Origin of the sequence: Microcoleus sp. Pol10D4, assembly GCF_036701555.1 — a bacterium.
In the GTDB taxonomy this organism is placed as follows: Bacteria; Cyanobacteriota; Cyanobacteriia; order Cyanobacteriales; family Microcoleaceae; genus Microcoleus.
Window position 1 is genome coordinate 1 of sequence record NZ_JAUBRA010000070.1, and the last position, 14,720, is coordinate 14,720.

At 46.4% G+C, this 14,720-nt stretch carries 14 protein-coding genes and 1 pseudogene; 5 read left to right on the forward strand and 10 right to left on the reverse strand.

The window, feature by feature from the left end; genetic code table 11:
• Nucleotides 1-73 precede the first annotated feature (73 nt).
• Nucleotides 74-277: pseudogene (locus QUA36_RS25695) on the forward strand (class I fructose-bisphosphate aldolase); the annotation flags it as partial.
• A gap of 191 nt (nt 278-468) precedes the next feature.
• Nucleotides 469-1,350, forward strand: coding sequence for a CRISPR-associated endoribonuclease Cas6 (gene cas6, locus QUA36_RS25700; RefSeq protein WP_333459535.1), 882 nt, complete (start codon nt 469-471; stop codon nt 1,348-1,350).
• Here cas6 and QUA36_RS25705 read toward each other — a convergent pair whose 3' ends face one another.
• On the reverse strand, nt 1,351-1,677 hold the full coding sequence (locus QUA36_RS25705) for an antibiotic biosynthesis monooxygenase (protein ID WP_190661662.1): 327 nt from the start codon (nt 1,675-1,677) through the stop codon (nt 1,351-1,353).
• Nucleotides 1,678-2,105: 428 nt separating this feature from the next.
• Here QUA36_RS25705 and QUA36_RS25710 point away from each other — a divergent pair, with 428 nt between their 5' ends.
• Entirely contained in the window at nt 2,106-2,573 is a 468-nt protein-coding gene (locus QUA36_RS25710; RefSeq protein WP_333459536.1) for a response regulator, read from the forward strand.
• Nucleotides 2,574-2,673: 100 nt separating this feature from the next.
• On the forward strand, nt 2,674-2,967 hold the full coding sequence (locus QUA36_RS25715; protein ID WP_333107423.1) for a DUF2103 domain-containing protein: 294 nt from the start codon (nt 2,674-2,676) through the stop codon (nt 2,965-2,967).
• Here the strand turns inward: QUA36_RS25715 and QUA36_RS25720 are convergent.
• The 9 genes from QUA36_RS25720 to QUA36_RS25760 all read right to left on the reverse strand — a co-directional run bounded on the left by QUA36_RS25720 (nt 2,956) and on the right by QUA36_RS25760 (nt 11,571).
• Nucleotides 2,956-3,582 (reverse strand): HEAT repeat domain-containing protein, encoded by a 627-nt coding sequence (locus tag QUA36_RS25720; protein WP_333158738.1) that lies wholly within the window; start codon nt 3,580-3,582, stop codon nt 2,956-2,958. The genes QUA36_RS25715 and QUA36_RS25720 overlap by 12 nt on opposite strands.
• A gap of 174 nt (nt 3,583-3,756) precedes the next feature.
• Nucleotides 3,757-5,676 (reverse strand): hypothetical protein, encoded by a 1,920-nt coding sequence (locus tag QUA36_RS25725; RefSeq protein ID WP_333459537.1) that lies wholly within the window; start codon nt 5,674-5,676, stop codon nt 3,757-3,759.
• A 401-nt stretch (nt 5,677-6,077) separates the two neighbouring features.
• Nucleotides 6,078-6,917 (reverse strand): HEAT repeat domain-containing protein, encoded by an 840-nt coding sequence (locus QUA36_RS25730; protein WP_333459538.1) that lies wholly within the window; start codon nt 6,915-6,917, stop codon nt 6,078-6,080.
• A 236-nt stretch (nt 6,918-7,153) separates the two neighbouring features.
• Nucleotides 7,154-7,438 carry a phycobilisome linker polypeptide gene (locus QUA36_RS25735; protein WP_333453557.1) on the reverse strand — a complete coding sequence of 95 codons (285 nt, stop codon included), beginning with the start codon at nt 7,436-7,438 and terminating at the stop codon, nt 7,154-7,156.
• 115 nt (nt 7,439-7,553) lie between these two features.
• The gene (locus QUA36_RS25740) at nt 7,554-8,423 is read right to left on the reverse strand and encodes a phycobilisome linker polypeptide (protein WP_333459539.1); all 870 of its coding nucleotides are present in this window, start codon (nt 8,421-8,423) and stop codon (nt 7,554-7,556) included.
• 190 nt (nt 8,424-8,613) lie between these two features.
• Nucleotides 8,614-9,429 carry a phycobilisome linker polypeptide gene (locus QUA36_RS25745; RefSeq protein ID WP_333459540.1) on the reverse strand — a complete coding sequence of 272 codons (816 nt, stop codon included), beginning with the start codon at nt 9,427-9,429 and terminating at the stop codon, nt 8,614-8,616.
• Nucleotides 9,430-9,577: 148 nt separating this feature from the next.
• A complete protein-coding gene (cpcA, locus tag QUA36_RS25750) occupies nt 9,578-10,066 on the reverse strand; it encodes a phycocyanin subunit alpha (protein WP_006631256.1) in 489 nt (162 codons plus the stop codon).
• 102 nt (nt 10,067-10,168) lie between these two features.
• The gene (locus QUA36_RS25755) at nt 10,169-10,687 is read right to left on the reverse strand and encodes a phycocyanin subunit beta (RefSeq protein ID WP_333146104.1); all 519 of its coding nucleotides are present in this window, start codon (nt 10,685-10,687) and stop codon (nt 10,169-10,171) included.
• A gap of 686 nt (nt 10,688-11,373) precedes the next feature.
• The gene (locus QUA36_RS25760; RefSeq protein ID WP_333459541.1) at nt 11,374-11,571 is read right to left on the reverse strand and encodes a hypothetical protein; all 198 of its coding nucleotides are present in this window, start codon (nt 11,569-11,571) and stop codon (nt 11,374-11,376) included.
• Between the two features lie 290 nt (nt 11,572-11,861).
• On the opposite strand from QUA36_RS25760, the gene QUA36_RS25765 reads away from it, so the two are divergent.
• Nucleotides 11,862-14,684 (forward strand): cation-translocating P-type ATPase, encoded by a 2,823-nt coding sequence (locus QUA36_RS25765; RefSeq protein WP_333459542.1) that lies wholly within the window; start codon nt 11,862-11,864, stop codon nt 14,682-14,684.
• The last annotated feature ends 36 nt before the right edge of the window (nt 14,685-14,720 follow it).

Below are 14,720 nucleotides of genomic sequence, written 5' to 3' on the forward strand. Positions count from 1 at the left end.
GCCGGATGAGATGAAAGTCTCACGTCCGGTTCTGAAGGAGAGGTAGAGGTGGCAACGCCTCTATCGACTCTAACGGATGGGTTTAATTAACTCCGGCGGTGCTTCCGGGAAAAGCGATTTTGCAGAAGCAATTCGCACGGCGGTAATCAACAAGCGCGCTGGGGGATGTGGCTTAATTTCCGGCCGCAAAACTTTTCAGCGTCCTTTTGAAGAAGGCGTAAAATTGTTCCACGCCATCCAAGACGTTTATTTGTCGCCAGAAATCTCGATCGCCTAAAAATTCACAGTGCAGAGAGGTGCGTCAATATCACAACCTAAACGTAGGTGTACACGACCCACAAATCGTCGTAAAAGTAGGGTGCACATTGTGCACCTTACGCGATTTAGATTCCTTAATCTAAGTTGCAACTTAGCTGTAGTATTAATACTAGCTGAACATATATACAGACACAGTATATAAATTTAAAAATGCCCCACAGCCTTGTTTTAAACCTCCGGCCAGTTGCACCAATTCCCTCCCAGTTTTTAACGGGGCGGCATCTCCACGCTTTGTTTTTGAACCTTGTGAGTGCTGTAGACAGCGATTTGAGCGCGTACCTGCACGACCAATCTCATGAAAAAGCTTTCACTTTAAGCCCTTTTCAAGTAAGCAGAAAAGAGGCTTACAAAAGCAGCACGCCCCAGCCACAAAAGAGAGTTTTGCCTCCGGCTTCCCGCACAATATCTCCGGCTGTACAGTGGGAACACAAGCAAGCAATTCAGGAAAATATGCCGATTTGGTGGCGGATTTCTCTGCTGGATGACGGTTTGTTCGATCGCCTAACTCAACTTTGGCAGCAACTCAATTTCGATCGCCCTTGGCATCTCGGCCCGACAAATATATACATTACTAATATTTTGAGCCAACCCCAATCAAACCAGCCGTGGGTAAACTTTTGTACTTACGCCGAATTGTTCGAGAGAGCTTCGGAAACTGATCGCCAAATAGCTTTTAGTTTTTGCACTCCTACTAATTTTCGGCAAGGTGTATACGATAGTGCTATGCCCACTCGTGAAAGTATTTTCGGCAGTTTAGCGAATCGCTGGAACAAGTACAGCACGATTGCGATCGAACCTACTTTCACAGAAGCTATTTTCCCCAGTTTCTTCGATATCAGAACAGAAGTTAGTACGGATTCTCGCAGTAAATTTATTGGCTGCGTCGGCGATATTAGTTACCGAATTATGGGAGATATAGCTCCTGCTACTATCAAGCAAATTAACACTTTAGCAGATTTTGCACTTTACAGCGGAGTGGGGCGAAAGACGCCGATGGGTATGGGAATGACTCGCCGGTTGCAGGATTTTTAATCATTCGCTTTTGGGCTGAATTTCACTGACGATTTCATAAACATCAGTGTCGGGAAGTTTCGCAAACAAAGGCGTCATCTGCTTTAATATTTCCTGATAGGCTTCGCTTTGATTGGCGGCCATCTCTTCTACGCTTTCCCAAAAAATGATGGCAATACCTTTGTCTGTATTGGGCAATTGCAGCAAATACGCTCCCTTAAAACCTGTAGCATAAGTTGCAACGGCTTTTTCAAAAAGTTCTTCGGCTTCTTTAAATTTTCCAGGTTTAAATTCGCCAATGGCAACGTAGGCAAACTGATGTCTGAGAAAGTCTAGAAATTCTGACATATCTTTTTCCTCACTTAATAGCGATACACCAAGTTATATTTTACCCGATCGCCGGAAATTTGTGAACTTCACAGTTTTTAGTTTCGTGCTCAGCAAAGTGGCAGATTTATTAATTACACGTAGCTGCGAACGCCACTTAAATAGAAACTTTTTGAGTCAGGCGGCTGGAATCTTTATTAAATAAACTATTGAATCGCTGATTTTAGACCTTCACAATCCTAGGTACACCGGAGCGACTTCTAGCGCTAGTACAAAAGGTAAAGCTGCTGATAACTCAAGTTTTGTGTGTAACTGTGAGCATACACAAAGCCGTAAAAAGTTGCCAGTCAAAAGCGGTTTTTTGCAATAACCCTATTGAATTCTTTAAAACTTACCTGTAACAATTATAACAGAGCCATACAAACAAAGTAAAGAGCCAGCTTAAACACATGAAAAAAATATTAGTAATTGAAGACAATAACTTAATTCGAGAAACAGTATTAGAACTTCTGGCATCGCGCGGTTTTGAAGCTGTAGGCGCTGAAAATGGAAAAGTTGGTATCCAGTTAGCTGCCCAAATTCCCGATTTAATTTTGTCTGATGTCATGATGCCGGAACTAAACGGTTTTGAAGTATTCGCAGCCGTGCGATCGCACCCTGCAACCGCCAGCATTCCGTTTATTTTTATGACAGCCTCCGAAATGGAAAAAGCCCTGGAACTCAAAGCAGACGGCTATCTCAAGAAACCTTGCAGCGTCGCAGAAATGCTCACGGCGATCAAAACTCAACTAGAAAAACCGACAGTTAGCAACCCACAACATCAAAAAGTACAGGACAATTCTGCACCATCAAATCTTAGCTTGCGCGCCAGCAATCAAAAATCTCCGTTTGAGATTGCCTCGGTTTGCTGGCAATGACACGCACAGTAACGTTATTGATACATAAGTTGAGGGAATTTCAAATTGGTTCCCCCCAGGGGTGGCTTAGACTGGGTATGTTGAATTTGGTTAAAAATTTATGAACGCACAACCCAAAGGCCGCCTAGTTTGGAATCACTCTACCCACCTTCCCGGTTTGATACCAATTTTAGAGCGCCTCACTCTAAAAATCGGCATTCAAACAGTCACGCCTGGGGTCATCAACAAAGTTAAAGGACACATCCCCCGCATGACATTAAGAGTGTCAGTACCCATCCGCGGGGGATTTAAAATCATCGCCAGACAGGGCAAAACCGTACAAGAAGTCTTTATATTAACGACTCTCACTCAAGGGGACTTGGAAGAGACGATCGCCCAAACCCTAGCCAAGTGACAATATTTTCTTAGCAAGCAAAGCCCGAGCCTTAACTGAAGTAGTTTCATCGCTTTGGGTGATTTCCTCAAGTCTGGCCGAAACTTCCGCTAACCAATCCGGTTTAACAGTCGCAGCACCCGCCAAAGCTTGCAAACCCCCCGCTGCTGCGTAGCGCACCACCCATTCTGGATCTCGGGACGCTTGCAGTAGCGTTTTCACAGCGCGAAGTTGAGCATCTGCAATTTGTTCTGCCGGCATCAATTCCCAGCAAATCGTCCCCAAACCCCTAACCGCCGCCCGTCGCACACTCAAAGCAAAGTCATTCGCCGCTGCATCGAGCAAAATCTCCAAACCCCTGGGGTCGCCAATTCCCGCCAAAGCCCGAACAGCCCAAGCTCTCGCCCCGTAATTGTAGCCGTCAAGCTGTTCTAGAAGTGGCAGCACTGCAGCTTCTCCCAGTTGAATCAGCCCGTCAACGGCGGCAACAGCGGCGCCTGGGTTGTTGTAACCGAGCACTGTAATTAAGGTAGGAATTGCTTGTGTTGAGGGAGTCGCCGCCAGTGCTTTGACTGCGTTTAACAAGCCCTCGGAAGAATCTGCTTGTTCGACAGCCTGAATTAATTCTAATGCCATTTATTTGTAAGCTTTACCGTGACTATTGTAATTGTAGGTTGGGTCGATCGCGCGATCGAACTTTTTGCAGCGTCGGTGAGGCGCGGCGATTAACTTAAAAAGCTTACCCTACTCAAAATAGGACTGTCTTGGTTAAAGAGTCGAATCCGCCAAAAACTCGACTCCATACCCGCCCTAGGAATTCTTGCGCTGTGCATCCTCACCCTCTTGGCGTTTCCTATAAGCCTTAGCCCAAGCATAGCGCTGCGGATTTTTTTTCAGCAGATATTCCACAACTTCCCGACGCTTCTCATCCTTAGCATTTTTGACAACCTGCTTGAGTTCGGAATCTATATCTTCTGATTCAGCACCGCGTTTAATTGCCTCGTTAAACCAACGTTCACCCTCTGAAAATTGACCCCGCTCAAAACAAATAGCTCCCATCAAAGTGTAAGGGTGATGACTCTGAGGCTGATACTCAATAGCTTTGAGCGCACACTTTTCAGCATCACCTAATTTATCAATATCTCGGAAAGCACCGCCCCTCGTTGTTAGCAAAGCTGACTTGAGCTTATTTTCTTTGATTTGGTCGAAGTCCAGATTTTCTGTCACTTTCAATGCACTTTCCGGTTCATCTGCCTTGCGCCAATGACTGCTGGCGTTTGGCAAGTTCCATTTATTTCCAGTGCGCTCATATTCCTGCTGGTAGAAAAGCGCTTCAAGCCTGTGGTAGGCCATAGCAATCTTTCCATGACTAGCTAAAAGTTTCTGTTGTAGTAACTGAACAACTAACACAGGATCTAGACGCTCTTCTTTCTCCAATTTTACCATGATTGCGTAAAACGGATCGAAAGGGAAATCACGATCTATAATCCGATACTTGATCTTCAGAGCAGCAAATTTCTTTTCTTGGGCAAAAGTAATTACATCCTCACGTCCATTCTGTTTCAGCCAATCAATATCAGCCTCACTTAAATGCTCTCCCAATTGGATTTTTATTTTCAGATCAACAACATAGTTTTCAATAGCAAAGGTAATTACATCATCACGTCCATTCTGTTTTACCCAATCAAAATCAGCCTCACTCAACGGCTCTCCAGATTGAATTTGGGACTTGAGACTAGCAGCAAATTTGTCAAGCGCAACAGTAATTGTCTCAGTCAGTTTACGCTTTTTCAGAAAGTTAATATCCTGCTCACCTAGAGGATGGTCTAAATCAATTTTCTTGAGAACTTTATAAAGATGGCTAGAGGGTGATGAATCCTCAGATTGATTAGCTTTATACTTAACTTTCAGTTCAGCAAAGTGCCGTGTCTGTTCAATCTCCAAAACAATGTTAAGCGTTTCGCTAAGTTGATGCTCTTCCAGCCAGTTAAGTTCTGACTCGCTCAACTGCTTATCTGCCTCAAGATTTTTCAGGATGGGATACAACGGACTAGAGACAGATGTTTCTGGGTATTCACTAGCTTTGTACTTATCCTTGAGTTGGGCAAATTCAGATTCCCGTACAGCTTTTTGTTGCCAAAAAATTTCTAGAGTATCAACCAGTTGGTTATTGAACAGCCAGTTAGCCTCTACATCACTTAATATTGCTCGTGCATCCAGTTGCTTGAGAATCTGATACAAGGGGCTATCAAGCGAACAATTTGGATATTCAGTTGCTCGGTACTGAGCCTTTAGCAAAGCAAATCGCGCCATCTCTTGAACGATAGCAACTGTTTGAGTAAGCCCCTGTTCTTTCAGATATTTAACTTCTAAGTCAGTTAGGTGATTTTCTGATTCAAGTTTCCAAAGGATAGGATACAAATGACTGGATATGAGTAGCCCTCTGGTTGCTTTAAACTTAGACTTGAGTTGAGAAAATTTAGCATCTAGTTTTATTCGTTCTTCAGCTTTACGTTGTGGCTCTTGCTCGATAGCTTCTATTGTTTCCAAAAGCTTATGCTCTTGTAACCACTTCCACTCAAATTTACTAATTTCAATTTCTAAATCAGCTTTTCGCAGAATGAGATACAGAAGACTAGAGGGAGATGAATCTTCATATTTTGTTGCTTGATACTTGGACTTAAGCGCTACAAAATGTTGCACCTGGACTTCAAAAGGATCGTTGCTCATGGTGAATCCCCCGATTTATACTTCTAGCTGCTACACAACCATCTCCCAGCATTCCGCGATCGCCCGCAGTCAAAACCCAAACTTTTTTAACTGAAAACTCATCCAGATGGTAATATTATTTTAACAGGTTCGGTTTCACCAACTACAGCTACATACCTCAGTATTTTCACTGAAATTTATAATAATTAGTACCTAAAGCCTCGTTTCTTATTCCATCAAATCATCAGCCATCGGTTCCCCCGGATAAAAGCTAGAAAATAGCAGTTCTCAACTCCATGAAATACAGATATGCGGTAGGGAAACAGCACGGCGCTGTGTCCTGAAATGTGCTGTCTATTGAATGTACGGCAGACTATGGAGAATCGCTATAGCAATCCTATTTCAGTTGTGAACTAATTTTTTTAAAGTAAACTATCCATTAAATCCATAACGCGGATAGCTTCATCTGACAAAGATAGAGATTCTTGTTGATTGAGGTGATGCTCCAAAACTCCTTTGAGCGCAATCAATTTTATGCTATTTTCTGCTAAAGTCTCAGAAATAGCTTGCGCTCCCGGCAAATAGCCGATCGCCCCCAAGTCCATCAAAGCCGATCGCCTCAACTGCAAATTATCCCCATTCAAAGCACTTACCAACCGCTCTCCGTAAACCCGCTCACCAGTTAGCTGATACATCGCCCGCGCCGCAGCGTACTGCACCCGCTCCACAGAATGTTCTAAAAAAGGTGAAATTAGGGGTATAGCTTCTGTCGCTTGCAGCGTTCCCAAAGCTTCAATTACCGAGTCGTAAGGTTGCACGAGGTGCGATTTTCCTGGTACTCGCACAGCAACAACTAGGCCCCCATCCAATAGGTTCATTAGCGGCTCAATAGAATCGCGATAGCCCAGCATTTCTAGAGCTTGAGCCGCCGCTTCCCGCACGTAATAATCGGCGCATTCCAAACAGCGAATCAGGGCCGGTAAGGCTTGTTTGTCGCCCAATTTACCCAGAGCCCGCGCCGCATTTCGTAATAGGGAATAGTCGCCAATTTTTGTTTGTTCTGACTCTTCTTCCAATGCGGCAATTAAAGCTGCAATAGCTGCCGGTTCCTTGACGCGAAATCTGCCCACCCACCAAGCAGCATAATACCGGAGACTGTAATCTTGGGAGTGCAAATTTGCGATCGCCTGTTCAACAGTTAAAGACTCGCCCTCAGCTACACCCGCCGGCGGTGAGTCAGATTCGTAATAATCCATAGTCATTAGTTATTAGTTATTAGTTATTAGTTATTCGGCTATTGAAATCGCTGCTACCCAGACACAACCTGCAATGGTTAGGGAAACTCGCCGATTCAAATCGCTACTAAACAGACAAAACCCGCCTGGGCGGGTTAAATTAACTTTTAGTCCGCTGGGAGTGGACTTTATTTGTCTAGCAGCGATTTTCATCGCCCCTTCTAGCTTTTGTAGGAGCGATTTTCATCGCCCCTGCAACCAAACTATTGGTGATCACCAGATGATTCATGGGATGACTCATGGGATGATTCTGTACCCGCGTTTAAAGGATGAATGCTGACAATTTTCCCGCCCATGCGAGTAATCCGCTGCATTTCTTGATTCATCCGATTGTAAGGCACGGTGATAAATGTACTCGCGCTCGATCGAATCGAATAATCCACATTATTTGTTTCATCGCTTTGGCGCAAGCCCACAACTTCATACCGAAAGCAGCGACCAGACGAAGCTGTATTGCCACTTTTTCCAGCTACAATTTGACCCAACATAAGCTTCTTGGTAATTGGTAATTCTGACTGTTGACTGTTGACTGTTGACTGTTGACTGTTGATTAAAAGCTACCAACTGCCAACTGCCAACTGCCAACTGCCAACTGCCAACTGACTAAATTGGAGTAATGCTGGCGATTTTCGCGCCCATGCGTTGAAATTTCTGCATTTGCGAGGACAACTCCTCAACAGGTACGATGAAAGCCTTGCTGCTGCGGCGCACGCTGGGATAGCCGCCCGTGCGAATTCCCGAAACTTCCACGCGCACCAGCCGCCCTTCTTTGCCGTAAGCTGCCGCACCGCCGAAAGTGCTGGCCGGAGTTACGTTTCTGGCAGAAGGCCGATATGCCCAACCTTCGTTACCGCCAGAAGGCCCAACTACAGCCGTAGCGGTGTTAGTGCCGAGTTCGACAGCTAAGCGAGAGCTATTGCCTTCTAGTTGAGATGTATCGCTGTTTGCATAGCCACGATACAACCGGAACATCCGGGTAAAACCGACGGTTTTTTGACCACGCTGGGTGTTAAAGCCGCGGTAGTAAGGCACGATACTTTCGCCAAAGTTTTCTTGATACTCTACTGAATCGATGTAAGAATCAATATCAGCGTCGTAGCCTTTTGTTTGGTACAAATCTAAGTGTTCAACTACTTCAGATTCGTCGTAGGTAGCGCGACCGAGCAAGTGTTTGTAGTTTAGTTCGATCGTCCGAGTTTGGAAGCTGTTGTAGAAAAACTTGTTTTTGTACAGTTCTGACTTAGCTACAGCGCGTACAAATTCTCGTACACTCAAACTGCCGTCTCGCAGCAAAGACTCGGAACTTGTAAGTCGCTCGGATTTCATTAAATAGTCGTTGCCCAGTACCTGACGGTAAACCGCACGAATCACAGTTTCAACGTCGTCTTTGGTGTAGTTCGGGCGCAATTCTACCTTCGGCGCATCGCTCAATGCGGATGTTCCTAGTCTGGACGCTGCTGTTGTAATCGCCACCAGATTTTCTCCTAAATTATTAATGACAAAAGTTTAATGCTTGGTTGCACTTGAAATTTTTAGGACTAAGGATAATATGCCTCAAAGTAGGGTGTACACTGCACACCTTACCTATACACATAAAATTGAAGAATTTTTTAGCCTTAGTCCTAATTTGCTAAAGACGTTTCAAAAAACGTCTCTACAAACTTTAAGCTGTGGTAATACTTACCACTTTGCCGCCACATTTGTTGATTTGCTGCAAGCGACTCGAAAGTTGCTCGTAAGGCACGAGATATTCCGTAGTAGTCCGCCGCACTTGAGGGGAAAACTTAGCCGAACCTTGCATTGCGGTGACTCGGTAGAGTTGGCTGCGAGAACCGCCGGAAGTCCCGCCAAGGGCTTTTCCGGTGGAGGCCGTGTATATCGGCGAGGCCATATTTCTCGCTACTTCCCAAGTCAGCCGGGCTTTGGTTTGGTTTTGCGATCGATCGCTAGAAGCAAAACCCCGGTACAGTTGAAACATCCGGTTAAAACCGACGGTTTTTTGACCTCTTTGAGTCGCGAAACCGCGATAGTAAGGCACTACACTTTCGCCAAAATTTTCTTGATACTCAACTGAGTCAATGTAAGAATTGATTTCAGCTTCGTAGCCTTCGGCATTGTACAAATCAACGTGGAAAGCAATTTCCGACTCGTCGTAAGGAGCGCGGCCCAACAAATGCTTATAATTAAGCTCAATTAACCGCGTTTGCGAGTTCGGATAAAAAAACTTTTTCCGATAGGTTTCGGAATGTGCAATTGACCGCACAAAATCTTTCACTGAAATCTGCCCTTGCAGCAGCAGAGATTCAGCACTGGTAAGTCGTTCGCTCGACATTAAATACTCGTTGCCGAAAACTTGGCTGTAAGCAGCGCGAATTACTGCTTTCGCATCCTCTTGCGTCCAGTGGGGGCGCAGTTCTACCCGTCCCGCTTCTTCAAATGCTTTTATTCCTAACCGTTCTGCTGCACCTAATCCTGCCATCTTTGCTTCTTCCTTTTTTGCTTTAAAAATTGAAAACTGCTTAAAAAAGTATTTGCAAAACTAGGCTTGGATCGCAGATGCCCGGAATTGTAAACAACCGCTAACACTTAAGCTAACAGCAGCTTACAATCCCGGGCATCACGCAAATCTAGCTCAGAGCGTTGATTGCGTAGTCGATGTAGGAATTCGCTTCAGTTGCAGCGTCGCCACTGAGACCGTGGTTGCCTTTGATGTACTTGAGAGCTTCAACGTACCAGCTAGGAGACAATTCAAATGTCCGGTTGATTTCGTCAACACCTGCAATCAGGTACTCGTCCATCGGACCGGTGCCGCCTGCAACTAAGCAGTAGGTTACCATCCGCAGGTAGTAGCCGATGTCGCGAGAACACTTGGCTTTACCTGTTGGGGTAGAAGCGTAGTTCGGGCCTTGCATTTGTTGCGTGTACGGGAATTTGTTGTACACAGCTTGAGCTGCACCGTCGATCAAGCGCTGAGAGTTGGCGGTCAACGCTTTGGCTGCTTCCAAACCTGCTGCTGCTTGGCGGAAACGGCCGAAGGCGACTTGCAGTTCAGTGCTGCTCAGGAAACGGCCTTGAGAATCGGCTGCGGTTACTGCTTCAGTCAAAGGGGTTTTCATTGTTCTGGTGTCTCCCTAATGTTGTGTTGTTTTTGTACAAAAATGATTGTTTGCAAAAATGCGATGCTCGCTTCTTTACAAGAAAGGTTCGCTTGGCTATTTTTAGCCGACTGCACTAGCTGCGCGGTCGAAGTAGCTGCCGATTTCAGACATCAGCGAGCTGCAATCACCACGGGTAACGCCGTTGGGGTCGTTAGCGATCGCGATTGCTGCTTCCTTCATTTTTTGCACACCGGCTGCAACTGAGCCACCGGGAACTCCCAGAGCTTGGTATGTTTCACGCAGACCGTTCAAGCAGCGGTCGTCCAAAACGCTGGCGTCGCCTGCAAATGTTGCATAGGTGACGTAGCGCAAGATGATTTCCATATCGCGCAAGCAAGCTGCCATGCGGCGGTTGGTGTATGCATTACCACCAGGAGCGATCAGTTGAGGCTGTTCGGCAAACAGGGTGCGAGCTGCATTGGCTACGATGCTGGATGCGTTGCCGGTGATGCGGTTTACTGCGTCAATCCGCTTGTTGGCGTCGGAAACCATGCTGCTGAGAGCATCGAGTTGACCCGGAGCTAGAAATTCGCCCCGAGCGTCAGATTGGGAAACCACTTTTGTAAATGCGTCAAACATGAAAGAACTCTCCTACTTGAGTTAATTGAGTTTGGTTGCGGTATAAAACCGTTAAGTTAAATTTGTTCAGGCTACGAGTGCCTGCAAGGGTTGAAATTTGATGCCAGCTAATCTGCTGGTCCGATCGAGTTCTCCCTTTCCGCTACCTGCACTATTGTTACATCGTAACGGACGTTTAAGAAACCTTAGAATTTTTTACATCTTTTATGAGATGCGACAAACCTTGTCAATCAGTGTTTTTGTTAACTTTGGCCTGTCGTTTCAACCCTCTGATAATCTTTATACAACGCTCGCCCGTCTTTGTTTATTACAAATTATTACAGAAAGTTATCTCTCTAAGAAGGTAAATGGATGGGCGGGGAAGTACGGGCTAATCTCCTTCCTCCGATAGATGCGCGGTTGCAAAATAAAACGCAGAGTTTGCTTCGCTCGCCCCTGCAGTTACGGTTGAATCGATCCGAACCATTTAGTGGGCCGATCGCCTTTGTTGGCTTTCTCTGGAAAAACGGAATTGTTAAAAAGTGTTAAGTAAATTAAAGTTTTCGTAAAAGAAGGCTGGGGGAATAGGGAAAAAACCAAAAATTCTGCCCAATATCAGGAGGGCAGCAGAATTGGGTGTGGGCAAAATCCCCAAGATTGTGAACCCCCTCGCCACAGCCTCAGCTTTTGCCGGCAATCATCAGCATTTAGCGACAAAACTCAGCCGTTGGAAGTTGAAATATCGATCCCGGTCTTTCATAACGCGGGGATTCTTGGTCTGGGGAGTCACTGGACTTGACCCCAGACCAAGCATCTACTGTTTGTCCTGCAGCGGTTGCAAAAAAACTTTCTTCATCTATATATTGACATCCTCCCCGGCCGTACCGCAGGATTCCAAGAATCACTGCTTGGGCTTCCGTCAAGCTTATGCCGGGGCTTTAAACCCATTATTTTTGGTAAGGTGGATAAGTGCTATCAGCGGTAGGTCTACAAACGGCGCGATCGAGCCGCCAGACGCTGTGAAGTTAAAAGCTTTCTGCTTCCCCGGCATCGAACGGCCCCAAACCAGTCCTAAGTTAAACAGTTTTTTATTCAGAACTCAAAACTTAAAACTCTCTTACTGTAATCAGCCAGATGGATCGGCTGTAGCTGTCCGGCCGCAACCACCTCTATGCCCCATGATCGATCGTAATTTATGTCTTCAACTTCTCCCTCTTCTTGGCACACCGTAGCAATTGACAAAACTCTCCAGCAGCTAAGCAGCAACAAAGACGCTGGCTTGAGCAGCCAACAGGTGTCAGAACGCTTACAGCAATACGGCCCCAACGAACTCGAAGAAACAGGAGGCCGCAGTCCGTGGTCGATTTTTGTCGATCAGTTCACCAACATCATGTTGTTGATGCTGATGGGTGTGGCCGTGATTTCGGCTTTTTTGGACATCAGGTCAAATACTTTTCCCAAAGATGCGATCGCCATTTTTGCGATCGTCATACTCAACGGCATTCTCGGCTATTTCCAAGAGCAAAGTGCTGAAAAAGCCCTCGCAGCCCTCAAAAACCTCGCTTCTCCCCTAGTCAGAGTCCTGCGGGACGGCAAAACTTCAGAAATAGCAGCCAAGGAACTCGTACCTGGAGACGTGATGCTGTTGGAGGCAGGGGTAAAAATAGCAGCAGACGCACGCTTGATCGAAACATCAAATCTGCAAGTCAGAGAATCTGCTTTGACGGGAGAAGCTCTAGCAGTTACCAAGCAAGCAGAGCTAGAACTTCCAGAAGATGCTTCCTTGGGCGATCGACTCAACCTAATTTTTCAGGGCACAGAAGTTGTTCAGGGACGAGCAAAGGCGATCGTCACCAACACCGCAATGCAAACTGAACTCGGCAAAATTGCCGCCATGCTTCAGTCAGTAGAAAGCGAACCGACTCCCCTGCAACAGCGGATGGGCCAGTTGGGAAATGTTCTTGTCTCCGGTGCCCTAGCCTTAGTCGCAATTGTCGTCATCGGCGGCATGATTACCTTCCAAAACGGCAGCATCGGGTTGGATACCAGCAGGTGGGAAGAGTTGTTAGAAGTTTCTCTAAGCATGGCTGTGGCTGTGGTTCCCGAAGGGCTCGCAGCAGTCGTGACAGTTACTCTGGCACTCGGAACTAGGCGGATGGTGAAACGAAACGCCCTGATTCGCAAACTGCCTGCGGTAGAAACTTTGGGCTCGGTAACAACCATTTGTTCTGACAAAACAGGTACTCTGACTCAAAATAAAATGGTAGTTCAGCTAGTGTCTACGGGCGACTGTACTGTCGCCGTCGCAGGCGACGGCTATGCCCCTATCGGAGATTTTACCGATCGCCTGACATCGGCCAAAATTAATAATTTAGAGGAATATCCAGAACTCGAATCTTTATTAATTGCCTGTGCAGTTTGCAACGACGCAGTATTGCAACAAGAACAGCAAGAATGGCAGATTTTAGGCGACCCCACAGAAGGAGCTCTGCTGTGTGTAGCGGGAAAAGCAGGCATTTATAAGGAAAAACAGTCTCAATTGCTGCAGCGGACGGCGGAATTTCCTTTTTCTTCCGAACGCAAACGGATGAGTGTGATTTGCGAAGTGCCCGGCAGATCGGGACATTCGGGATTTCCAGCAGTTGAAGGACAGCAGCCGAATTATTTGATGCTGACCAAAGGTTCTCCAGAGTTGACTTTGGAGCGCTGCAAAGGCATTATAGTCGGCGATCGAGTACAACCTTTAACCCAGGAAATGCGCGATCGCATCCTCGTGGAAAACAACAACATGGCAAGCGGCGGTTTGCGAGTCCTGGGGTTTGCGTACAAACTCTGGGAAAACCTGCCGCCCGAAGGTTCTGAGGAAACCAGCGAACAAGACATGATTTGGCTGGGACTCGTCAGTATGCTGGACGCCCCGCGCCCGGAAGTGCGGGAAGCAGTGAGGAAGTGCCGCAATGCTGGCATTCGGGTGGTGATGATTACAGGAGATCACCAGTTGACAGCAAAAGCCATCGCCTACGATTTAGGTATTGCAACAGAGGGCGATCGAGTTCTCACCGGTCAAGAATTAGAAAAGCTCAGCCAAGAAGAACTCAAACAGCAAGTCGAACAGGTTAGCGTTTACGCCCGCGTTTCCCCCGAACACAAATTGCGAATAGTCCAAGCTTTGCAAAGTTGGGGCAAATTTGTCGCAATGACCGGCGACGGAGTTAACGACGCCCCCGCCTTGAAACAAGCCGATATCGGCATCGCCATGGGGATTACCGGTACCGATGTCAGCAAAGAAGCTAGCGATATGGTGCTTCTCGACGACAACTTCGCAACTATTGTCGCCGCCGCTGAAGAAGGGCGAGTGGTTTATAGCAATATTCGGCGGTTTATTAAGTATATTTTGGGCAGCAACATCGGCGAAGTTTTGACAATTGCGGCCGCACCTTTAATGGGTTTGGGAGGAGTGCCGCTGACGCCGCTGCAAATTTTGTGGATGAACTTAGTAACAGACGGCGTTCCCGCTTTGGCCTTGGCTGTGGAACCGGGGGAACCGAACGTGATGAAAAGGCCTCCTTTCAGTCCGCGAGAAAGTATTTTTGCGCGGGGTTTGGGTTCTTACATCATTCGGATCGGGATTATTTTTGCAATTTTGACGATCGCGATGATGTCCTGGGCTTACGGATATACTCACTCTCCCGGACACCGCGATCCAGATGCTTGGAAAACAATGGTGTTTACAACTCTTTGTTTGGCGCAAATGGGTCACGCGATCGCAATTCGGTCTAACACTCAGCTAACTATCGAGTTAAATCCCTTGACTAATGTTTTTGTTTGGGGAGCTGTGATTGTTACTACTGCTTTGCAATTGATGCTGATTTACGTTCCGCCACTGAGATCCTTTTTCGGCACTCATTATTTAACGGGGTTTGAGTTGCTAGTTTGCTTCGGTTTCAGCGCTCTGATGTTTGTCTGGATTGAAATGGAAAAACTGTTTGTGCGCTTTTACAACAAATCTAGGAAATAGTGTAACGGCTGACGGATAGTGAGCGATGTTTCATTA